Annotated in this window: 18 protein-coding genes and 1 riboswitch; of the genes, 6 read left to right on the plus strand and 12 right to left on the minus strand. The window is 66.7% G+C overall.

The genetic code is table 11. From position 1 onward, the window contains the following. Positions 1–4: 4 nt before the first annotated feature. The 8 genes from FIV02_RS03005 to thiC all read right to left on the minus strand — a co-directional run bounded on the left by FIV02_RS03005 (position 5) and on the right by thiC (position 8,142). Entirely contained in the window at positions 5–529 is a 525-nt protein-coding gene (locus FIV02_RS03005) for a TIGR02281 family clan AA aspartic protease (protein ID WP_037054879.1), read from the minus strand. Further along, complete coding sequence (locus tag FIV02_RS03010; RefSeq protein ID WP_152487755.1) at positions 526–1,509, minus strand: esterase-like activity of phytase family protein; 984 nt, start codon at positions 1,507–1,509, stop codon at positions 526–528. The genes FIV02_RS03005 and FIV02_RS03010 overlap by 4 nt, the downstream gene beginning before the upstream one ends. Then, positions 1,509–3,407: a DNA topoisomerase IV subunit B gene (gene parE, locus FIV02_RS03015; protein ID WP_037054875.1), complete on the minus strand. Its 1,899-nt coding sequence runs from the start codon at positions 3,405–3,407 to the stop codon at positions 1,509–1,511. The genes FIV02_RS03010 and parE overlap by 1 nt, the downstream gene beginning before the upstream one ends. Positions 3,408–3,422: 15 nt before the next feature. Beyond that, a complete protein-coding gene (locus tag FIV02_RS03020) occupies positions 3,423–4,034 on the minus strand; it encodes a YqiA/YcfP family alpha/beta fold hydrolase (RefSeq protein ID WP_152487756.1) in 612 nt (203 codons plus the stop codon). 104 nt (positions 4,035–4,138) lie between these two features. Further along, the gene (gene cpdA, locus FIV02_RS03025) at positions 4,139–4,954 is read right to left on the minus strand and encodes a 3',5'-cyclic-AMP phosphodiesterase (protein WP_152487757.1); all 816 of its coding nucleotides are present in this window, start codon (positions 4,952–4,954) and stop codon (positions 4,139–4,141) included. Positions 4,955–5,100: 146 nt separating this feature from the next. Next, positions 5,101–5,553, minus strand: a complete 453-nt coding sequence (locus FIV02_RS03030) for a DUF1249 domain-containing protein (RefSeq protein ID WP_037054870.1) — start codon at positions 5,551–5,553, stop codon at positions 5,101–5,103. Continuing rightward, the gene (locus FIV02_RS03035) at positions 5,544–6,143 is read right to left on the minus strand and encodes an NUDIX domain-containing protein (protein ID WP_152487758.1); all 600 of its coding nucleotides are present in this window, start codon (positions 6,141–6,143) and stop codon (positions 5,544–5,546) included. The genes FIV02_RS03030 and FIV02_RS03035 overlap by 10 nt, the downstream gene beginning before the upstream one ends. A 115-nt stretch (positions 6,144–6,258) precedes the next feature. Further along, positions 6,259–8,142: a phosphomethylpyrimidine synthase ThiC gene (thiC, locus tag FIV02_RS03040; RefSeq protein ID WP_037054868.1), complete on the minus strand. Its 1,884-nt coding sequence runs from the start codon at positions 8,140–8,142 to the stop codon at positions 6,259–6,261. A 96-nt stretch (positions 8,143–8,238) separates the two neighbouring features. Further along, positions 8,239–8,345, minus strand: a riboswitch (TPP riboswitch). A gap of 220 nt (positions 8,346–8,565) precedes the next feature. Here thiC and FIV02_RS03045 point away from each other — a divergent pair. After that, the gene (locus FIV02_RS03045) at positions 8,566–10,008 is read left to right on the plus strand and encodes a TolC family outer membrane protein (protein WP_152487759.1); all 1,443 of its coding nucleotides are present in this window, start codon (positions 8,566–8,568) and stop codon (positions 10,006–10,008) included. 93 nt (positions 10,009–10,101) lie between these two features. Here the strand turns inward: FIV02_RS03045 and waaA are convergent, their stop codons facing one another. Together waaA and FIV02_RS03055 are read right to left on the minus strand one after the other, a co-directional pair. Next, positions 10,102–11,367 (minus strand): lipid IV(A) 3-deoxy-D-manno-octulosonic acid transferase, encoded by a 1,266-nt coding sequence (gene waaA, locus FIV02_RS03050; protein ID WP_152487760.1) that lies wholly within the window; start codon positions 11,365–11,367, stop codon positions 10,102–10,104. 43 nt (positions 11,368–11,410) lie between these two features. Then, complete coding sequence (locus FIV02_RS03055; protein ID WP_047590201.1) at positions 11,411–12,298, minus strand: LysR family transcriptional regulator; 888 nt, start codon at positions 12,296–12,298, stop codon at positions 11,411–11,413. Between the two features lie 90 nt (positions 12,299–12,388). On the opposite strand from FIV02_RS03055, the gene FIV02_RS03060 reads away from it, so the two are divergent. From FIV02_RS03060 to FIV02_RS03075, 4 genes are all read left to right on the plus strand, one after another. Beyond that, positions 12,389–12,721, plus strand: a complete 333-nt coding sequence (locus tag FIV02_RS03060) for a multidrug efflux SMR transporter (protein ID WP_037054862.1) — start codon at positions 12,389–12,391, stop codon at positions 12,719–12,721. Between the two features lie 64 nt (positions 12,722–12,785). Then, positions 12,786–13,961 carry an FAD-binding oxidoreductase gene (locus FIV02_RS03065; protein ID WP_152487761.1) on the plus strand — a complete coding sequence of 392 codons (1,176 nt, stop codon included), beginning with the start codon at positions 12,786–12,788 and terminating at the stop codon, positions 13,959–13,961. Further along, positions 13,958–14,770, plus strand: coding sequence for an aldo/keto reductase (locus FIV02_RS03070; protein WP_037054858.1), 813 nt, complete (start codon positions 13,958–13,960; stop codon positions 14,768–14,770). Before FIV02_RS03065 ends, FIV02_RS03070 begins: the two co-directional genes overlap by 4 nt. A 146-nt stretch (positions 14,771–14,916) precedes the next feature. Beyond that, positions 14,917–15,825, plus strand: a complete 909-nt coding sequence (locus tag FIV02_RS03075) for a hypothetical protein (RefSeq protein WP_047590193.1) — start codon at positions 14,917–14,919, stop codon at positions 15,823–15,825. Positions 15,826–15,839: 14 nt separating this feature from the next. On the opposite strand, the gene FIV02_RS03080 is transcribed toward FIV02_RS03075, so the two are convergent. Continuing rightward, the gene (locus tag FIV02_RS03080) at positions 15,840–17,378 is read right to left on the minus strand and encodes an AhpA/YtjB family protein (RefSeq protein WP_152487762.1); all 1,539 of its coding nucleotides are present in this window, start codon (positions 17,376–17,378) and stop codon (positions 15,840–15,842) included. Between the two features lie 174 nt (positions 17,379–17,552). Here FIV02_RS03080 and serB point away from each other — a divergent pair, with 174 nt between their 5' ends. Beyond that, the gene (gene serB, locus FIV02_RS03085; protein ID WP_037054853.1) at positions 17,553–18,767 is read left to right on the plus strand and encodes a phosphoserine phosphatase SerB; all 1,215 of its coding nucleotides are present in this window, start codon (positions 17,553–17,555) and stop codon (positions 18,765–18,767) included. 60 nt (positions 18,768–18,827) lie between these two features. Here the strand turns inward: serB and FIV02_RS03090 are convergent, their stop codons facing one another. Further along, a complete protein-coding gene (locus tag FIV02_RS03090) occupies positions 18,828–20,897 on the minus strand; it encodes an EAL domain-containing protein (RefSeq protein ID WP_152487763.1) in 2,070 nt (689 codons plus the stop codon). Between the last annotated feature and the right edge of the window lie 29 nt (positions 20,898–20,926).

A 20,926-nucleotide genomic window follows, 5' to 3' on the forward strand; every position in this document is an offset into this window, starting at 1 on the left:
GGCCTCATTGCAAGGTTGATTGGCGCAGCACCAGGGTGCCGCCCTTCTGACTGAATTCGAGTTGTTGCAGCGCGCTCATGCCCAGCAGCACTTCGTCGCCGTCCATGCCGGGGGCGATCAGGGCCGCGACGTCGCGCAGTTCGATGTCGCCCAGGCGCAGGGTCGCCAGGCGTGTGCGATGGCCCGTGCTGCGGCCATTGGCGGTACTCAGGGTGATCGGCGCACCGCGCTTCAGGCCGAGCTTGCGCGCCAGGGCTTCGGGGACGGCCACGGCGGTGGCGCCGGTGTCGAGCAGGAAGGTCACTTCCTGGCCGTCGATCTCGCCGTTCACCAGGTAGTGGCCCTGGCGACTGCTGGCCAGGCTGACCTCGACGAAGCCGTTGCCGTGCACGGACTGTGGCGTCTGGTTCGGGTTGCGCTGGCTGTCTTCCCAGTTGCCGAAGAAGTGCGTGGCCAGCAGCAGGCCGGCGCCCCAGGCGAGCACCAGCATGACCCGTCCGGCGCGGCGGCCAGGCGCCTGCTCGCTCACGAGCGCTGGCTCCAGCCGCCCCTGGGCGCGGCAAAGCGCCAGACGATCGGGCGTTGCTCGCCATCGCCACGGGGCTGTTCGCCATTGTCGAGGCCGATCCAGGCGCCTTCCTTGTCGATCCACAGGGCTTCGGCCATGCCGTAGTCCTGGGCGTAGCGACGGGGCTCGCGCAAGGCCTCGTCGGCGAACGACCAGCACAGCTCCGCCACGCCGTCACCCAGCGCGCGCCGACAGATGCGGTGGGACTGCCGCTCGAGGGTGAAGAGTTTCTCGCCGAAGTAGGCCAGCCCGGAGAAGTCGCGTGCGGCCATCTGCCCACCCAGGGCGGCCGGCGAGGGCTCGTCGCCGCCTTCGCTGGTCAGCACGCAGCCTCCCGTGCAACGCCAACTGCTGCCACGCCGATGCAGCACGGCCAGGCCGCGACGGCGCTGTTCGGCGGCGAGCCACAGGCGTTCACCGGCAGGGTCGACGGCGATGCCCTCGAAACCCTGGTTGAAATGCAGCAGCATGCCGCTGGCGCGGGCCTGGCGGACCACGGCGCCGGGCAGGTTGAGCCACTCGGTGCTGCCGTTGCTGGCGACCTGCAGCACGGCGGCGCGGGTCTCGCTGATCAGGTAGCGATTGCCCTGCGTGTCGCAGGACAGGCCTTCGAAGTCCAGCTTGCCGCCGCGTACCAGCCCGGCCGCCCAGTTGCGCATGCGCAGGCCCCAGGGCAGGGTGCTTTCCGGCGGCTCGGGGGCGACGAAGGTCTCCGCCTCGGCACGCAGCAGGTCATCCTCCTGGTGCAGCTGGTAGAGGCGATCGTCGTCACGGTCGGACACTGCCCACAGGGCTTCACCGCACATCGCCAGGCCGGACAGGTGGCCGCTGGGCATCTGGGCTACCGGGAACTCGCGCTGAAGCTGCAGCTCTTCCAGCTGCACCGGCTCGGCGTTGGCCACGCCGGCCAACAGACCGAGTGCGAGGAGGTGATGGCGCATCAAGCCAGAACCTCGGCCAGGTTGCCCTTGGTTTCCAGCCAGCTTTTGCGGTCGCCGGCGCGTTTCTTCGCCAGGAGCATGTCCATCACTTCGCGGGTGCCTTCGAAGTCGTCCAGGGTCAGCTGCACCAGACGCCGGGTGTTCGGGTCCATGGTGGTTTCGCGCAGCTGGGGCGGGTTCATCTCACCGAGGCCCTTGAAGCGCGTGACCTGTGGCTTGCCGCGGCGCTTCTCGGCCACCAGGCGGTCGAGAATGCCGTCGCGTTCGGCGTCGTCCAGGGCGTAGAAGATCTCCTTGCCCAGGTCGATGCGGTACAGCGGCGGCATGGCGACGTAGACATGGCCGGCATCGACCAGGGTACGGAAGTGGCGCACGAACAGGGCGCAGAGCAGGGTGGCGATGTGCAGGCCGTCGGAGTCGGCGTCGGCGAGGATGCAGATCTTGCCGTAGCGCAGGCCGGAGAGATCGCTCGAGCCCGGATCGATACCGATGGCCACGGCGATGTCATGCACTTCCTGCGAGGCCAGCACCTCGCTGCCATCGACTTCCCAGGTGTTCAGGATCTTGCCGCGCAGCGGCATGATGGCCTGGAATTCCTTGTCGCGCGCCTGCTTGGCGCTGCCGCCGGCGGAGTCACCCTCGACCAGGAACAGCTCACAGCGCAGCGGGTTCTGCCCGGCGCAGTCAGCCAGCTTGCCAGGCAGCGCCGGGCCCTGGGTGATCTTCTTGCGTTCGACCTTCTTGCCCGCCTTGAGACGTCGGCCGGCATTGCTGATGGCCAGTTCGGCCAGGGCCAGGCCGGTTTCCGGGTTGGCGTTGAGCCACAGGCTGAAAGCGTCCTTGACCACGCCGGAGACGAAGGCGGCGGCCTCGCGGGAGGACAGGCGCTCCTTGGTCTGGCCGGAGAACTGGGCGTCCTGCATCTTCATCGACAGGACGAAGGCGATGCGCTCCCAGACGTCTTCCGGGGCCAGCTTGACGCCGCGCGGCAGCAGGTTGCGGAACTCGCAGAACTCGCGCATGGCGTCCAGCAGGCCCTGGCGCAAGCCATTGACGTGGGTGCCGCCCTGCGCGGTGGGGATCAGGTTGACGTAGCTTTCCTGCACGGCGTCGCCGCCTTCCGGCAGCCACAGCAGGGCCCAGTCCACCGCTTCCTTGTTGCCGGCCAGCGTGCCGCAGAAGGGCTCGGCGGGCAGGCGTTCGAACTCGCTGACGGCATCGACCAGGTAGGAGCGCAGGCCGTCCTCGTAGTGCCACTCGACCTTGTCGCCGGCGGCCTTGTCTTCGAAGGTGACGGACAGCCCCGGGCACAGCACGGCCTTGGCCTTGAGCACGTGCTTGAGGCGGCTGACCGAGAACTTGAAGGAGTCGAAGTACTTGGCGTCCGGCCAGAAGTGCACGCTGGTGCCGGTGTTGCGCTTGCCGACGCTGCCGATCACCTGCAGGTCGCTGGCCTTGAAACCGTCGGCGAAGCTCATCTGGTACTCGCTGCCGTCACGCTTGACGGTCACCACCACGCGCGTCGACAGGGCGTTGACCACGCTGATGCCGACGCCGTGCAGACCACCGGAGAACTGGTAGTTCTTGTTGCTGAACTTGCCACCGGCGTGCAGCTTGGTGAGGATCAGCTCGACGCCGGGAACGCCTTCTTCCGGGTGGATGTCCACCGGCATGCCGCGGCCGTCGTCGAGCACTTCCAGTGAGTTGTCCTCGTGCAGGATCACCTGGATCGACTTGGCGTGACCGGCCAGGGCCTCGTCGACGCTGTTGTCGATCACTTCCTGGGCGAGGTGGTTGGGGCGCGTGGTGTCGGTGTACATGCCCGGGCGCTTGCGCACCGGGTCGAGGCCGGAAAGGACTTCGATGGCATCGGCGTTATAGGCGTTCTGCTGGGCCATGGGCTCTCTTGTTCATCAATTGAATGCGGAAAAGTCGATATCGCGCCAGAGTGTGGCGTCAATGCCGGCAAAAGCGAAGAGTATCGGAAGACGTTCGGCGAATCCCTGGAAACCGTGGTCGCCACCGGCCTGGATGCGCAGCGCGCCGGCGCGGTAGTAACGCTCGGCGTCGCGGTAGTCGAGGGTTTCGTCGGCGGTCTGCAACCACACCTGATAGCGCTCGGCATCGACGGGGGGCGCGACCTCGAACTCGGCCAACGCCGCGACGTGATCCTCGGTGAGTTCCCAGGTCTCGTCGCTGTAGTAGTTCTTCTGCGGGCCGAGGTAGCCGTCGAAGCGCAGGTGAGGCCGTACCGCCGGGTTGATCAGCAGTGCCTTGAGGCCATGCTGCTCGGCCAGGCAGGTGGCGTAGTAGCCACCCAGGGAGCTGCCCACCAGCACGGGTGCGCCCAGTTCGGCGACGAGCGCCTGCAACTGGGCCATGGCCTGGCGCGGGTGATGATGCAGCGCCGGCACGCGCAGCCGGTCGGCCAGGCCCAGACGGGCCATGGCGCGACTCAGCTGGCTGGCCTTGTGCGAGGCCGGCGAGCTGTTCAGGCCGTGGATATAGAGGATGGATGCAGTCATGGAGCGGGAGGCTACTACAAAAAGCGGTTACAAGCTGCAAGCTGCAGGCTGCAAGAAAAAGCCGGGCGGTGGCCGTTGGGCTGCACGTCTCGCTTGCCGCTGGCTCAATAGCCCTTGACGCTGTAATCCACTTCGAAGTGGATGCCGGTGACGCGGGATATCCCGGTGTCCAGCGTGCCATCGGCGTGCAGGCGCAGCCAGCGATAGCCGGGGGCCTCGCTGCCGACCTGGAACTCCTCGCTGCCGGGGGCGAACTGCACGCAGGTCGACGGCGAGGCGAGCAGGCGCAGGTTGCCGCGCGGCTGGTCGAATTCCTGGTGGATATGCCCCCAGAGCACGGCGCGCGCCTGCGGGTGGCGGTCGAGGATGGCGAACAGCGCATCGGGATTGCGCAGGCCGATGGGGTCCATCCATTTGCAGCCGATGGCCACCGGGTGGTGGTGCAGGCAGACCAGGTGGTGGCGTTGCGGCGCTTCGTCGAGGGCGCGCTGCAGCAGTTCGAGCTGGCTGTCGGCCAGAAAACCGGGAACGGCGCCGGGGATCGACGAGTCGAGCATGATGATGCGCCAGGCGCCGAGGTCGATCACCGGCTGCAGCAGCTCGCTGTCCTTGCACACGGCCTGCATGGGCGGGGTTTCGTCATGGTTGCCGGCCAGCCAGCGGCACGGCGCGCCGATCGGTGCGGTGAGCTGCCGGAAACGCTCGTAGGACGCCACGCTGCCGTCCTGCGACAGGTCGCCGGTGGCCAGGATCAGGTCGATCTGCGGCTGCTCCTGCTGCACCTGCTCGATCACGCGTTGCAAGCTGTCGCAGGTATCCATGCCCAGCAGCTTGCCGTCCGCTTCGGCGAACAGGTGACTGTCGGACAACTGCACCAGCAGGACCGAAGAATCAGCGGATGGGATGGGCAGGCTCGGCAAGACCGTCTCCTAGGGCTCAATCAGAGCAATTATGGTGGCTGCCGCAGCAAAGGGAAAACCCAGGAAGCGGACACAGATCACAGAAACTGGCACAACGTCGCGCTATCGGCCAGGGAGTGAAAAGCTTGATCGCCGGGTGGGCGGAGCTACATCACCGGCTGGGGTTCATGGCCACAGGCCAGGCAGTGGCTCAGCCATTCGCCGAGGAACAGGTTGAGCTGGCTCTTTTCATCCGGTTGATGCATCGCCGCATTGGGGTAGGGGTAGCGAATGTGCAGGCGGCGGGCATTCTCGGCGCCGACCACTTCGGCCATGCGCGCGTCGTGATAGACCCTGACCTCCAGCTGCGGCACGGGCAACCAGGGCAGGCTGTGCTCCTGGCGAACGCGCAGCGTCGTGGTGTAGGGGCAGCTTTCCAGCACCTCCAGCGCCAGGATGCCGAGCAGGTGCTCGCCCTGGCTCAGAGCGACACGGCGGCTCTCGCTCTGTTCGCGCATGCGTGGCAGCAGGCGCATCAGGCGGGCGTAGTTGGCCTCGCAAGCGGCCTGCAGCTCGACCAGGTCGACCCGATAGCGCTCGCGCAGCAGGTTCACGACCACATGCCCCGTACTTCGTCGCGGTTCAGTGCCAGCCATTGCAGGGCGATGATGCTGGCCGCGTTGTTGATGCGCCCGTCACGCACGGCAGCCAGGGCGTCTTCCAGCGGCAGCACATGCACGCGGATGTCCTCGCCTTCCTCGGGCAGACCATGCACGCCGCCCGCGCCACTGCTGTCGCAACGGCCGAGGAACAGGTGGACGAACTCGTCGGAGCCGCCTGGCGAGGGGAAATACTGGGTGATCGGCCACAGCGGGCCGAGAATCAGATCGGCTTCCTCGACCGCTTCGCGACGGGCGACCTCCTCGGGCTCCTCGTCCTTGTCGATCAGACCGGCGACCAGTTCCAGCAGCCAGGGGTTGGCCGCCTTGTCCATCGCGCCGACACGGAACTGCTCGATCAGCACCACTTCATCGCGTTGCGGGTCGTAGGGCAGCACGCAGACGGCGTCGTGGCGCACGAACAGCTCACGGGTCAGTTGCGGGCCCATGTCGCCGGCATATTGCCGGTGGCGCAACTTGATCCGGTCGAGCCGGTAGAAGCCGCGAAAGCACGCCTCGCGCGCGAGGATTTCGATGTCGTTCTTGTCCATGGACACTCCTGATGGTCGTAACGGGCCCGGCAGACCTGTGGTCCGCCGACTGCGGCCCGTTACCCGTCACACTAGCGAGCATAGTGCCGCCAGATCAAGCTTCCATGACGGCCTGCTACACGCGCTGGTAGAGCTGGCTGCCTTGCGCCTTGAACTCCTCGGCCTTGGCCTGCATGCCTTGCTCGGCGTCCAGGTCGACGGCATTGATGCGCTGTTCCTTGGCGTAGTCGCGGACTTCCTGGGTGATCTTCATCGAGCAGAACTTCGGACCGCACATGGAGCAGAAGTGCGCCACCTTGGCCGAATCCTTGGGCAGGGTCTCGTCGTGGAAGGCGCGGGCGGTGTCCGGGTCCAGGCCGAGGTTGAACTGGTCTTCCCAACGGAACTCGAAGCGTGCCTTGCTCAGCGCGTTGTCGCGGATCTGCGCGCCGGGGTGGCCCTTGGCCAGGTCGGCGGCGTGGGCTGCGATCTTGTAGGTGATGATGCCGGTCTTGACGTCATCCTTGTTTGGCAGGCCGAGGTGCTCCTTGGGCGTGACGTAGCAGAGCATGGCGCAGCCGAACCAGCCGATCATCGCGGCGCCGATGCCGCTGGTGATGTGGTCGTAGCCCGGAGCGATGTCGGTGGTCAGCGGGCCGAGGGTGTAGAACGGCGCCTCGTCGCAGCATTCCAGCTGCTTGTCCATGTTCTCCTTGATCAACTGCATCGGCACGTGGCCGGGGCCTTCGATCATGCACTGCACATCGTGCTTCCAGGCGATCTTGGTCAGCTCGCCGAGGGTTTCCAGTTCACCGAACTGGGCGGCGTCGTTGGCATCGGCGATCGAACCCGGACGCAGACCGTCACCCAGGGAGAAGGACACATCGTAGGCCTTCATGATTTCGCAGATGTCGTCGAAGTGGGTGTAGAGGAAGTTCTCCTTGTGATGCGCCAGGCACCACTTGGCCATGATCGAGCCGCCACGGCTGACGATGCCGGTGACCCGCTTGGCGGTCAGCGGCACGTAGCGCAGCAGCACGCCGGCGTGGATGGTGAAGTAGTCCACGCCTTGCTCGGCCTGTTCGATCAGGGTGTCGCGGAACAGCTCCCAGGTCAGGTCCTCGGCGATGCCGCCGACCTTTTCCAGGGCCTGGTAGATCGGTACGGTACCGATCGGCACCGGCGAGTTGCGGATGATCCACTCGCGGGTTTCATGGATGTGCTTGCCGGTGGACAGGTCCATGACGGTGTCCGAGCCCCAGCGAATGCCCCAGGTCAGCTTGGCCACTTCTTCCTCGATGGAGGAACCCAGGGCGCTGTTGCCGATGTTGCCGTTGATCTTCACCAGGAAGTTGCGGCCGATGATCATCGGCTCCAGCTCCACGTGGTTGATGTTGGCCGGGATGATGGCGCGGCCGCGGGCGACTTCGCTGCGCACGAACTCCGGGGTGATCTCTTTCGGGATGTTGGCGCCGAAGCTGTGCCCGGCATGCTGCTCGTCGAGCAGGCCGGCTTCGCGTGCCTCGGCCAGTTTCATGTTCTCGCGGATGGCGACGTACTCCATCTCGGGCGTGATGATGCCCTTCTTGGCGTAGTGCATCTGGCTGACGTTGTGGCCGGCCTTGGCCCGGCGTGGGTTGCGCACGTGGGCGAAGCGCATGGCGGAGAGTTCGGCGTCGTTGAGGCGGCGCTGGCCGAACTCGGAAGAGAGGCCGGGCAGTTTCTCGGTGTCGCCGCGATCCTCGATCCAGGCGCTGCGCACGTCGGCCAGGCCCTTGCGTACGTCGATGCTGACGTTCGGGTCGGTGTACGGGCCGGAGGTGTCATAGACGGTGACCGGGGCGTTGATCTCGCCACCGAAATCGGTCGGCGTCACGTCCAGGCTGATCTCGCGCATCGGCACGCGGATGTCCGGGCGCGAGCCCTGGACGTAGACTTTCTGCGAACGGGGGAAGGGCTGTACCGACTGCTGGTCGACCTGTGCCGATTCACTCAGGTTCTTTTGTTGTTGTGTGCTCATCAAGGCTCTCTCCGGGATAGGTGTCGGAGTTGGAACCTGAGCGGACGAGGGGCGCGAGATACACCACAGGCGGTGTCGAGAGGACTCGCCGGACGCTGGCGAGGACATCTTGTTCCCTACGCAGGCCTTAACCTGATCAGGTTCAACGGGATCCGGCAGCTGCCAATCTCAGCCCCGCATTTGGGGCACCCCGACAAGAACTCGGGCAGTCTAATCAAGCTGATGGAATAAAACCAACCCGGCGGTCAAAAAAACTCGACCCGTGCGTCGGAAACGGACCGTCAGCCTTGCGCCGGGCCGATTGTTCCCGACGAGCAACATAGCTTGCCGCCAGCTAGACTGTTCACGCCCATGGCGCGCTTGACCCTCGCCCGTGGCGCCCCGTAGCCTTGGCGATTACCGCCTATTCAAGGATCGACATTCATGTTGCGCAGACTTTCCCTGGCCCTTGCCGTGGCCGCCGCGACGGTGGGCCTGGCTCAGGCCGAAGAGGCCCCGCTGTCCAGCAAGACCGACCTGGTCACCGTTTATCAGGAGGCCGCGAAGAACAACGCCGATATCGCCGCCGCCCGTGCCGACTATCAGGCGCGTCGTGAAGTGGTGCCGCAGGCCAGGGCCGGTCTGTTGCCCAACCTCTCCGCCGGCGCCAACTATGGCGATACGCGCACGAACGTCGATTCGCCGAGTGCCACCCTCTCGCGCAGTGGCCTGGTCTATCAGGCCAACCTCAGCCAGCCGCTGTTCCGCGCCGACCGCTGGTTCCAGCTGCAGGCGGCAGAAGCCACCAGCGAGCAGGCGGCCCTGGAGCTGTCCGCCACCGAGCAGAACCTGATCCTGCAGAGCGCCGAGACCTACTTCGCCGTGCTCCGTGCCCAGGACAACCTGGCCTCGACCAAGGCCGAGGAAGCGGCATTCAAGCGCCAGCTGGACCAGGCCAACGAGCGTTTCGACGTCGGCCTCTCCGACAAGACCGATGTGCTCGAGGCGCAGGCCGGTTTCGACACGGCCCGCGCCAACCGTCTGCTCGCCGAGCGCGCGGTGGACGACGCCTTCGAAGCGCTGATCGCGCTGACCAACCGTGACTATGTCGCCGTCGAGGGGATCGTCCACTCCCTGCCGGTGCTGGCGCCGACGCCGAACGACGCCAAGTCCTGGGTCGATACCGCTGCCGCGCAGAACCTTAACCTGCAAGCCAGCCTGTACGCCGTGACGGCCGCCGAGGAAAACCTGCGCCAGCGCAAGGCCGGCCATGCGCCGACCCTGGATGCCGTGGCCAGCTATCAGAAGGGCGACAACGACAGCCTGGGCTTCACCAACTCGGGCACCTTTGGGGCGCCGCGTTACAGCGGTGACGTTGCGCAGCGCTCCATCGGCCTGCAACTGAACATCCCGCTGTACAGCGGCGGCCTGACCAGTTCGCAGGTGCGCGAGGCTTACCAGCGTCTGGGGCAGAGCGAGCAACTGCGCGAGAGCCTGCGTCGTCAGGTGGTGCAGAACACCCGCAACCTGTTCCGTGCGGTGAACACCGACGTGGAAACCGTGCAGGCGCGGCGCCAGTCGATCATCTCCAACCAGAGCGCGCTGGAGGCCACCGAGATCGGCTACCAGGTTGGTACCCGCAACATCGTCGATGTGCTCGACGCCCAGCGTCAGCTGTACAGCGCCGTGCGCAACTACAACGATGCGCGCTACGACTACATCCTCAACAACCTGCGCCTGAAGCAGGCGGCTGGCACCCTCAGCCCGGCCGACCTGGATGCCCTGGGCAGCTTCCTCAAGCCGGACTACAACCCGGACAAGGACTTCCTGCCGCCGGACCTGGCCACTGCCGCCGAGGCGCGCCTGCAGAACAACCAGGATTTCTGATCCGTTGTGAGCGAAGAAAAAAGCCCGACCTGAGTCGGGCTTTTTCGTTTTTCGGCGCTATCGTCGCGGCGCCCTGCAATCCACCGGCATGGGCTAGAGCAGGCGGCGCAGGCCGTCGAGCAGACGCTCCAGGGCGCCCTGGTTGGCCTTGAGCACGGCCAGGCCGGCTGCGCTCATGCGCTGGGCTTCGGCCGGGGTGTCCAGCAGGGTGGCGGTGCGCTCAGCCAGTTGCGCGGCGTCCGCCACTTCGCTCAGCGCGCCGGCCGCGCGCAGTTGCGCGGCGATCTCGAGGAAGTTGAACAGGTGCGGGCCACTCAGCACCGGCTTGCCCAGCGCAGCGGGTTCCAGCAGGTTGTGCCCGCCGTTGGCCACCAGACTGCCGCCGACGAAGGCGATGTCCGCCAGCGCATAGAGAAACAGCAGTTCACCCATGGTGTCGCCGAGCAGCACCTGGTCGCCGGCCTGCAGCACTTCACCGCTGGAGCGTCGGCGCGTCGTCAGTCCATCGCTGAGGCAAAGTTCATGGACCGAGTTGAAGCGCTCGGGGTGGCGCGGTACCAGGATCAGCAGCGCGTTCGGCCGCGTCTCCAGCAACTGGCGATGGGCGGCGAGGACGATCTCGTCTTCGCCCGCATGGGTACTGGCGGCGATCCACACCGGGCGCTGCTCGGCCTGCCACTGGCGGCGCAGCTCGGCGGCACGCTGCAGCAGCTCAGCGTCGATCTTCAGGTCGAACTTGATCGAGCCGGTCACTTCCACGCAGTCAGGACGTGCGCCCAGGTCGAGAAAGCGTTGCGCTTCGGCCTGGGTCTGCACGGCGATCAGCGATAGTTCGGCGAGCATCGGTGCGGTGAGTTTGCCAAAGCGTGCATAGCCACGTGCCGAGCGTTCGGACAGGCGCGCATTGGCCAGCGCTACCGGAATACCGCGCCTGGCGCACTGATGAATGTGGTTCGGCCACAGTTCGGTTTCCATCACCACGGCCAGGCGCGGGCGGACCCGATCGAGAAAGCGTGCGGCCGCCCAGGGCAGGTCGTAGGGCAGGTAGCAGTGCTGCACGCTGTCGCCGAACAGGGCCTGGATGCGTTCGGAGCCGGTCGGGGTCATGCAGGTGACGGTGATCGGCAGCTCGGGGTAACGCGCCTGCAAGGCGCGGATCATCGGCGCGGCGGCGATGCTTTCACCGACCGACACGGCATGCACCCAGATGCAGCCGGGTTTCAGCGGCGGCAGGGCGAAGGAAAAACGCTCCTTGATACGGCGCGCGTAGGCGGGCGCCTTGCGTGCGCGCAGCGCCAGGCGCAGGGCGATCAGTGGCAGGGCCAGGTGCAGCAGCAGGGTGTAGAGGTGTCTGTTCATGGGCGCGCAGCTTATCGCTGCCGGCCGGGTGCTGGAAGGGCGATCATGCCGGTGGGCGCAACAGCTCGCGTGCCAGGCAGTCCGCCAGCCAGTTGGCAGCGGGGCCGAGCGCGCCGTCGCGGCGGCGGACCAGTTCCACCACCAGTGGCAACGGCGCCCAGTCGCTGCGCAGTTCCTGCAGGTGGCCCTGGTAGGTCGGATACTGCGCCACGTGACGCGGCAGCCAGGCCCAGCCAAGGCCGCGAACCACCAGCTCGGCCATCGCGTAGAAGCTGTCGGCGCGCCACACCAGCGGGCTGATCTGCTCGCCGCCGGGATAGTGACTGTCCTGGGGCGTCATCAGCAGCTGGCGATGCTCGGCGAGATCGCGGCGCTCCACGCTGGCGAGCCTGGCCAGGGGGTGGTGCGGGCTGCACACGGTGACCATCTCGATGCTGCCCAGGTGCTGACTCTCCAGCTCGCGTGGCATCTGCTCATGATGAAACAGCAGGCCGAGGTCCGCCTGACGCTGCAGCAGCTTGCGCGCCACGTCGCCTTGCGCGCCGCTGGCGAGCTGTACCTCCAGCAGCGGAAAGGCCTCGGCCAGGGCCTCCAGGCTAGCCAGCACCGGCTGGTAGGGCATGGCTTCGTCCTGCGCCAGGCGCAGGCGTGCCTCCTGCCCCTGGGCCAGGCCGAGTGCGCGAGCATCCAGGCGCTCGCATTGCTGCAGCACGCTGCGCGCCTCTTCCAGCAGGGCGCTGCCGGCCTCGGTCAGGCGTGGCTGCCGCCCGCTGCTGCGCTCGAACAGGGTCACGCCGAGGTCGCTTTCGAGCAGGGCGATCGCCGTGCTCACGGCGGACTGGGCGCGCCCGGTTTCCCGTGCCACCGCCGAGAACGAGCGGCTTTCGGCCGTGCGGACGAACAGATGGAGCTGGTCGAGGTTCCAGTTCATGGTCAACCTATCTGTCTTGTTGATAGGTAATGACTTTATCCCATCGTCGAAGTCCTTAGAATCCCGGGCATTCTTTCAGGAGTCGCCATCATGCCCGGATACTTCTACCTGGCCATCGCCATTGCCGCCGAAGTGCTCGCCACCACCTCGATGAAGGCCATCGAGGGCTTCAACAAGCCGCTGCCGCTGTTGCTGGTGGTGGGCGGCTATGGCATCGCGTTCTGGATGCTGACGCTGGTGGTGCGCACTATCCCGGTGGGCATTGCCTATGCCATCTGGGCCGGCCTGGGCATCGTGCTGGTGAGCATCGCTGCGGCCTTCATCTACCAGCAGAAACCCGATCTGCCGGCCATGCTGGGCATGGGCCTGATCGTCAGCGGCGTGGTGGTGATCCAGCTGTTCTCCCAGTCGACCGGGCACTGATCGGCCGACGGGCGCGAGGGCAGGCGGGTTATACTGCGCGCCTGTTTTTCGCCGAGGCCCGTTCATGTCCCAGTCTCTCAGCACCGATGTCCTGATCGTCGGCGGTGGTATCGCCGGCCTCTGGCTCAATGCACGCCTGCGTCGCCAGGGCTTCGCCACCGTTCTGGTGGAGTGCGGCAGCCTGGGCGGCGGGCAGAGCCTGAAGTCGCAGGGCATCATCCATGGTGGCGCCAAGTACGCCCTGCACGGCGCGCTGACCGGTGCTTCCGAAGCCATCGCCGACATGCCGCGACGCTGGCGCGAGGCGCTGGCCGGCGCTGGCGAGCTGGACCTGTCCGGCGTGCGTATCCTTTCCGACGCGCATTACCTGTGGTCGCCGGGCACCCTGGCCGGCAACCTCACCAGCTTCTTCGCCAGCAAGGCGGTGCGCGGGCGCGTCGACCAGGTCAAGGGCGAGCAGTTGCCGCCGGCGCTGCAGCACCCGAAGTTCAAGGGCAAGGTCTATCGGCTCGCCGAGCTGGTGCTCGATGTGCCCAGCCTGATCGCCCGCCTGGCCGAGCTGGCTGGCGATGGGCTGCTGGCTGGCCGGCAGGTCGAGCCGCTGCGTGAAGGCGATGAACTGTGCGGGCTGATCGTCGATGGCCGCGAGATTCGCGCCCAGCGCGTGGTGCTCAGTGCCGGTGCCGGCAATGCCGAATTGCTCGCGGCCCTGGGCATCGAGCAGCCGGTTCAGCAATTGCGGCCGCTGCACATGGTGCTGGCCAAGGGGCCGGCGCTGAAGCCGCTGTATGCCCATTGTCTCGGCGGCGGACCGAAGCCGCGCGTCACCGTCACCACCCACCCGGCGGCCGATGGCCAATGGGTCTGGTACCTCGGTGGCGACCTGGCCGAGGCCGACGGCGTGGCGCGTGACGAAGGCGCGCAGGTCGCAGCAGCGCAGAAGGAGATGGCGGCGCTGCTGCCCTGGGTGGACCAGAGCCAGACGCGTTGGGCAACCTTGCGTGTGGACCGCGCCGAGCCCGCGCAATCGGGGCTGGTGCGCCCGGACAATGCCTTTCTCGCCGAACAGCAGAACCTGCTGGTGGGCTGGCCGACCAAGCTGGCGCTGGCGCCGGACTTCGCCGATCGGGTCCTGGCGACGCTGCAGCGCGACGGGGTGACGCCGGCGCATCATGCGTCGTTGCCCGAGCTGCCGCGCCCGGCGCTGGGGCAGCCGGTATGGGAGACGCTGCTGCCATGAGCGCCACCCTGCACGATCTGCATCGCCCGCTGGGCTCTACCGGCCTGCGCGTATCGCCGCTGGGACTGGGCACGGTCAAGCTCGGGCGCGACCAGGGGGTGAAGTACCCCAACGGCTTCACCATCCCCGATGACGCGCAGGCGAGCGCCTTGCTGCGCCAGGCGCGTGAACTGGGCATCAACCTGATCGACACCGCGCCGGCCTATGGCGTCAGCGAGCAGCGTCTCGGCCCGCTGCTGCGTGGCCAGCGCGACGAGTGGGTGATCGTCAGCAAGACCGGCGAAGAGTTCGAGCAGGGGCAGTCGCGCTTCGACTTCTCCGCCGCGCATACCCGCCTCTCGGTGGAGCGCAGCCTCAAGCGCCTGGAGACCGATCGTATCGACCTGCTGCTGGTGCATTCCGACGGTAACGACCTGGCGGTGCTGCGTGACACCGGGGTGTACGACACGCTGGCGGCGCTCAAGCGCGAGGGCAAGATCCTCGGCTACGGGATTTCCGGCAAGACCGTCGAGGGGGGCCTGCTGGCGCTGGAAGAGGGTGACTGCGCCATGGTCACCTATAACCTGAGCGAGCAGGGCGAAAAGCCGGTGCTGGACTACGCTGCCACTCACGCCAAGGGCATTCTGATCAAGAAGGCGCTGGCCAGCGGCCATGCCTGCCTGGCCGAGGGGGTCGACCCGGTGCGCGCCAGTTTCGAGCTGATCTTCGCGCACCCGGGCGTCGGCAGCGCCATCGTCGGCACCATCACGCCGGCGCACCTGGCCGCCAACGTGGCCACCGTCGCCGCCGTGTTGCAGGGCCTGCGCTGAGCGGCTGCGGTCACGTCCTCTTACAGGCCGGGCTTGTGTTCGGCGCCGGCCTTGGGGCAGCCTTGAGCGGTTTCGTTTCACCCTGATCCTCGTGTGGAGGGCGGCTGCCCGGTCGCATCCGCGCCAAGCCGGAACAAGGAGTCGAGATGTCGCGTACGCTGATCCGCAAGGACCCGAGTAACTTCAAGACGCTGCCATTGTTCGTCGAGGCCACGGCCGATGGCCTGCGTTATCAGAGCCTGGGCGTGCCCCTGAACTTCCAGCAGATGCTGGAACGCCGCCGCCCGGTCGAGGTGGCCGACAGCTCGCGCTTTGCCGTGGAACTGGCCAATCTCGGTGTGTCGGTACGTCTGACCCTGCGCCTGCATGGGCGCGACTACTGGTTGCTGGTGCGCCAGCGTCGCCCGGATCGTGGCGACACCGTGCTCAAGCTGATCTCCGGTTACGTACCTGCGCACGAACTGAACCTGCCGCTGCTCACCGCCATCCAGGAAGTCGCCGAGGAGTGCCTGCTGGAAAGTGCCGAGGGCTGGCTGGCCGGACGCTTTGCCGATACCTGGCTGCCGACGCCCTATCAGGGCGCCCTGCGCTACCGCGAGGCCAGCCACTTTCGCCTCAGCCCGCTGTCAGGGGCCGCGCGGCCGGTGCAGTGCGGCAACCTGACCTTGCTGGAGCGCCCGCGTGCCTATGTGCATCTGCCCACCGCGTCCCTGCAACTGGTCTATGACATGAGTCTGGAGCTGCCACGCGACGCCCGGCAGCTGAGTCTGTTCCATGTCGATGAGTGCCTGGAGGACGGGCGCCTGGTCGCCCGCCTGGAGCGTCGGCGCCCGGATATCTACTTGCTGGCACTGCATCAGGGGGCGCCCAGCGGCGGCCTGTTCACCCTGCGCAAGGGCGAGCTGCAGGCAGTCAGCACGCGGGGGCTGTGGCTGTCGGAAAGCTTCGCCGAGCAGGACGGCTGGCTGGTGCGTGACGAGCGCGTGCGCTGGAAGGACTGGCTGCAGCGCTACGGGGTGCCGACGCCGCAGCGGCGAGCCCAGGCCAGCGCCTAGGCCGATACCGGGCGTCAGTGCGCCCGGCTTTCGTGCATGCGCGTCAGCTGTCTTTCCAGCAGGGCCGGATAGGGGTCGAGCAGGCGCTCGACGCAGCTCGCACCCTCGGGGCTGGCGATCGGACGAATGCGTGCACGCTGGCGGGCCAGGCTGTCCTGTGCGACCCGTTGCTCGACCAGCAGCAGGTTGCGGCTGTGTTGCGACAGGGCGAGGGCGTCCAGGGCGCTGTCGCTGAGCAGCAGTTCGGCCTGGCCGAGTGCTTCCAGGTCGCTGCCGAGGGTCAGGCCCAGCTGCAGTTGCAGGGTGATGCCGCTGTCGGCCACCTCGATCTGCAGGGCGTGGCCGAGGGCGCGCATCAGCTCGCCGCAGCAGATGGCGTGGGTCAGGTAGTCCTCGCCGCACTCGCGCTCGTGGAACAGCATCAGGCTGCTGCCGTCCTTGAGGGTGTGCAGTTGCCCCTGATACAGCGCGGAGGCCTGTTCCAGACAGGCCCGGTAGCGCTCCAGCAGGTCCAGCAGGCGTGTGCGCGGCAGGCGTCGCAGCTGTTCCTGGGCGCCGAGCTGGATGGCCAGCACGGCGCTGGCCTGTGCCTGGCGCGGTGGCTGGAGCGGGGCACTGGGCGCACTGTCGTCCGCTTCGTCACGCAGGTCGGCGAAAGGGTCCTCCGGTTCGATCGAATCGGGCCAGGGCTTGAGGGCCTCGTCGTCATCATCGGCTGCGTCTGCGTCGATGCCGTGCTCCGCCAGCGGCTGCGCTTCCTGCTCGAAGTCGACGTCGTTGCTTTCCTGCGGGTAGTCGCCGGTGTCGAGCAGGGCGTCGTCTTCCAGCTCTTCCAACTCTTCCGGCTCGGGTTCGGGCTTTTCCGGTACCAGGCGCGCCTGCAGCTGGCGCGCCAGGTCACCGATCTCGTCATTGCGCCCCGCGCCTGGTGCCGGGTCGTCCGGGTCGCGCAGCCAGAGCCGCAGCTGCAGCAGCGGCGTGGAGATGTGCCGACCGAGGCGCATGCTCAGCGACAGGGTCAGGGCCAGCAGGATCAGGCTGAGAATGCCCATGCTCTGCAGGCTGATGGTCATCGGTTGCTGGAACTGGCGCATGTCCAGGCTGATGCGCAACTGCCCGGCGATCACTTCCTGGAACGTGATCTGCGTGGAGTACAGGCCGTCGCTTTCGCCCAGCATGCTGCGGGTCGGGCGAGTGCCGGACTCGGCGAGGATGCGGTTGTCCACGCTGTAGATGGCCGCATGGGCCACCAGCGGGTTCTTCGCCAGGTTGTTGAGCAGCACATTGAGGCTGAGGATGTCGTTGGACACCAGCAGCTCGGTGGCGGAGGCGGCGGTCTGGGTGATCAGGCTCTGGCCCAGGGCGTCGGCCTGCTGCTGCATGGCCTGCTTGAACTGCATGCCCATGACCCAGGCATAGATGAGCATCGCCAGCGCCACCAGCAGCAGGCTGTGGCTGGCGATGCGCAGCACCAGAGGCACCCGCCGCTGGCGCAGCGCGTGGAAGATCATGATGAAGAAATTGTCGGGCTTGACGGGCGCGGGCCGGTTCACAGAGCTCGGCTCTTGTCGACTGAAGATGCCGCGCAGTATAGCGAGCGGCCTGGGGCGGGCAAAGCGCGCGGCTGCCCGGATCGGCAGGAAACTGGGTAGAATGTGCGCCTTTTCGTCGGTCGGTGGCTCATTCGCCACTGGCCCGCCTCAATCGTCTGCCTTGGAGGGTGCGTCTTGCGCGAGATCGTCCTGATCAACATCACCGGCGAGGATCGCCCCGGACTCACCGCCGCCATCACCGGCGTACTGGCCCAGGGCGGGGTGAATATCCTCGATATCGGCCAGGCGGTGATCCATGACACCCTGTCGTTCGGCATCCTCATCGAGATTCCGGACAACGGCCGTTCCCAGGCCGTGCTCAAGGACCTGCTGTTCACCGCCTACGAACTCGAGCAGCAGGTGCGTTTCACCCCGGTTTCCGAAGAGGACTATCGGCAGTGGGTCGGTGGCCAGGGCAAGGCTCGCCATATCGTCACCCTGCTGACGCGCAAGGTCAGCGCCGAGCAGTTGCAGCGGGTCAGTGCGATCACCGCCAAGTACGGGCTGAACATCGACCACATCGATCGCCTGTCCGGGCGCATGCCGCTGGACATGCCCGCCGAGCAGGGCAAGGGCTGCATCGAATTCTCCGTGCGTGGCGAGCCGGCCGACCCCGTCGCGCTGCGCGCCGAGTTCCTCAGCGTGGCGCAGGCACTCAACGTCGACATCGCCTTCCAGCGCGACTCGGTGTTCCGCCGTAACCGTCGCCTGGCGGTGTTCGACATGGACTCGACGCTGATTGAGGCCGAGGTCATCGATGAACTGGCCAAGGCGGCCGGGGTCGGTGAGCAGGTCGCCGAGATCACCGAGCGGGCGATGCGCGGCGAGCTGGATTTCCGCGCCAGCTTCAAGGAGCGCCTGAGCCTGCTGCAGGGCCTGTCCGAGGATGTGCTGGAAGAGATCGGTGCCTCGCTGCGCCTGACCGAAGGTGCCGAAGTGCTGTTCGCCGAGCTCAAGCGCCTGGGCTACAAGACGGCGATTCTCTCCGGTGGTTTCACTTACTTCGCCCGCCAGCTGCAAGCCAAGCTCGGCATCGACTACGTGTTCGCCAACGAACTGCAGATCGAGAACGGCAAGGTGACCGGTGTGGCCGTCGAGCCCATCGTCGATGCCCAGCGCAAGGCGGACCTGCTGCGTGAGCTGGCGCAGAAGGAAGGTCTGCAGCTGGAGCAGACCATCGCCGTCGGCGATGGCGCCAACGACCTGCCGATGCTCGGCCTGGCCGGGCTCGGCGTGGCCTTCCGGGCCAAGCCGCTGGTCAAGCAGTCGGCCAAGCAGGCGATCTCCACGCTCGGTCTGGACGGCATTCTCTACCTGCTGGGCTTCCGTGACCGCGAAGGGCAGGACTGAGCGGCTTTCCGGGCCCAACGAAAAAGCCGCCCATGAGGCGGCTTTTTCGTGTCTGCGGCATTACTCGTCGCCGGCCGAGAAGTCGTAGTCCATCGACTGGCTCGGGCCCTGCAGGTAGTAACCCTGGATGAAGTTGACCCCGGCCTGCCACAAGGTGGCCAGCACGCTGGCGCTCTCGACGAAGGGCACGATGGTCAGCTTGGCCTGGGCGTGCAGGCTGCTGAGCAGGGTCTTGAGGGCTTCCTGATTGTCGGCGTTGTTCAGGTCCTGGGAGAAGGAGCCGTCGACTTTGACGAAGTCCACCTGCAGGTGCTTGAGCGTGTTGAACGGGTTCAGCGCACAGCCGAACTGGCTCAGGGCGACCTTGCAGTGCAGCTCCGCGAGCCCGTGGGTCAATGCCTTGGCCTGCTTCAGGTAGGCGATGGCATCAGGCTCGCTGAACTGGAACACCAGCGAGTCGGACGGCAGGCGAGCGGCCTTGAGCGCCACGCTGAGCCAGGGCAGCAGGGTCTGATCCTGCAGGCTGGAACTGGACAGGTGCACGAACAGGCGGGTGTTGTGGCCTTTCGAGCGGTGATCGGCAAGCAGCTTGATCGAGTTGAGGATCACCCAGCGGTCGATCTTCTCACCCAGCCCGGCATCCCTGGCAGCGGTCAGGAACTGCGTCGGCGGGACCTCCTCGCCTTGCGGGTTGAGCAGGCGCAGCAGGACTTCGTAGTGCTCGTGGGCGTCGCCACGCAGGCTGATGATCGGCTGGAACAGCAGGCGGAAGCTGTTGTTCTCCAGCGCCTGCTGCACCATCGCCAGCAGGTTGCCACGATTGGCCGCGGCGGCCAGCTCGGCAGCCGGGTTGAACAGCTTGATGGCGTTGCCATCGGCCAGCTCGTCCGCGCAGCGGTGGGCACGATCGATGACTACCTGGGCCTTGGCGGTCTTCTCGCTGAGGCCGGCGACGCCGATCGACAGGGTGGTCTGGGCGGTGCGCCCGCTGACATCGAACAGGTGCCCCTCGATCTTCTTCAGCAGGGCGGTGAGGCTAGCCTCGCATTGCTCGGGGGACTGGCCCGGCAGCAGCGCCGTGAACACGTCGTCGCCAAAGCGAGCCAGCTGGGTGTCCGCCGGGAAGTACGCGCGCAGCAGGCCGGCCAGGTCGGTCAGCAGCAGGTCGATGCCGGCCAGGCCGATCTCGCCCTGCATGCCGGCGTAGCGGTCGACGCGGATGTAGGCGAGGGTCGACGGCTGGCCGGTGCTGACGGCACGCTCGGCGGCGCCATCCATCAGCTCGAGGAAGTGGTTGCGGTTGAACAGGCCGGTCACCAGATCCTGGCTGCTGATTTCGCGCAGCTTTTCTTCCAGTTCGGCATTCGAGGTTTCCGCGCGGATGACCACCTGGATGCACGGCTCGCCGTCGTAGGTGGCCGGCGAGAAGCTCATCTGGGCGGCGAAGCCGCTGCCGTCCGCACGCATGCCCTGGCAGCTCAGCTCGGCGTCACCCTCGGCGCTCTGGTAGTTCTTCAGGAAGTCCTTGAAGGCACTCTGATCGGCACTGGCGATCAGGTCGATCATCGGCATGCCTTCGAGCTCGTCGCCATCTTCGTAGCGGAACAGCTCCAGGTAGGCGCGGTTGGCATAGATGTGCATGCCGTCGTGCACGTAGGTGATGGCGTCTACCGAACTCTCCAGCAGCAGCTGGCAGCGTTTTTCCGCCTCACGCAGGGCCACTTCGGCGGCGCGACGGGCGCGGCGTTCCTCGAGGTTGGCCAGCTCGCGCTTGGCCACCAGGACCAGGCGTTCATCCTCGCCTTGCGGCAGGGCATCCTGAGCGCCGAACAGCAGGGCCTCGGTGATGGTCTCGGAGTCGTTGCCGTCGACCAGCTGCACCACGGGGATGTCCTTGGCCTGGCGGCGGATGGCGCCAATCGCCTCGCTCGGGTCGAGGCGTTCGCTGCTCGGTGCACAGATGAGCAGGTCCCAGGTGTGCTGCAGGGCTTCAGCGAGGTCTTCGCTGGAGGTCAGGCGATGGACACGCGTCGCGTGTCCGGCATTGCGGAACAGACTGACCAGGCGCTCGGCTTCGTTCTGCGAATCCTCGAGAATCAGCAGGCGGATGGTTTTTTTTTCGATGGCCATAGAAGGGTCAATACCGCGCCGAACGGGCG

The organism is Pseudomonas sp. THAF187a (assembly GCF_009363395.1).
Classification (GTDB): domain Bacteria; phylum Pseudomonadota; class Gammaproteobacteria; order Pseudomonadales; family Pseudomonadaceae; genus Aquipseudomonas; species Aquipseudomonas khazarica.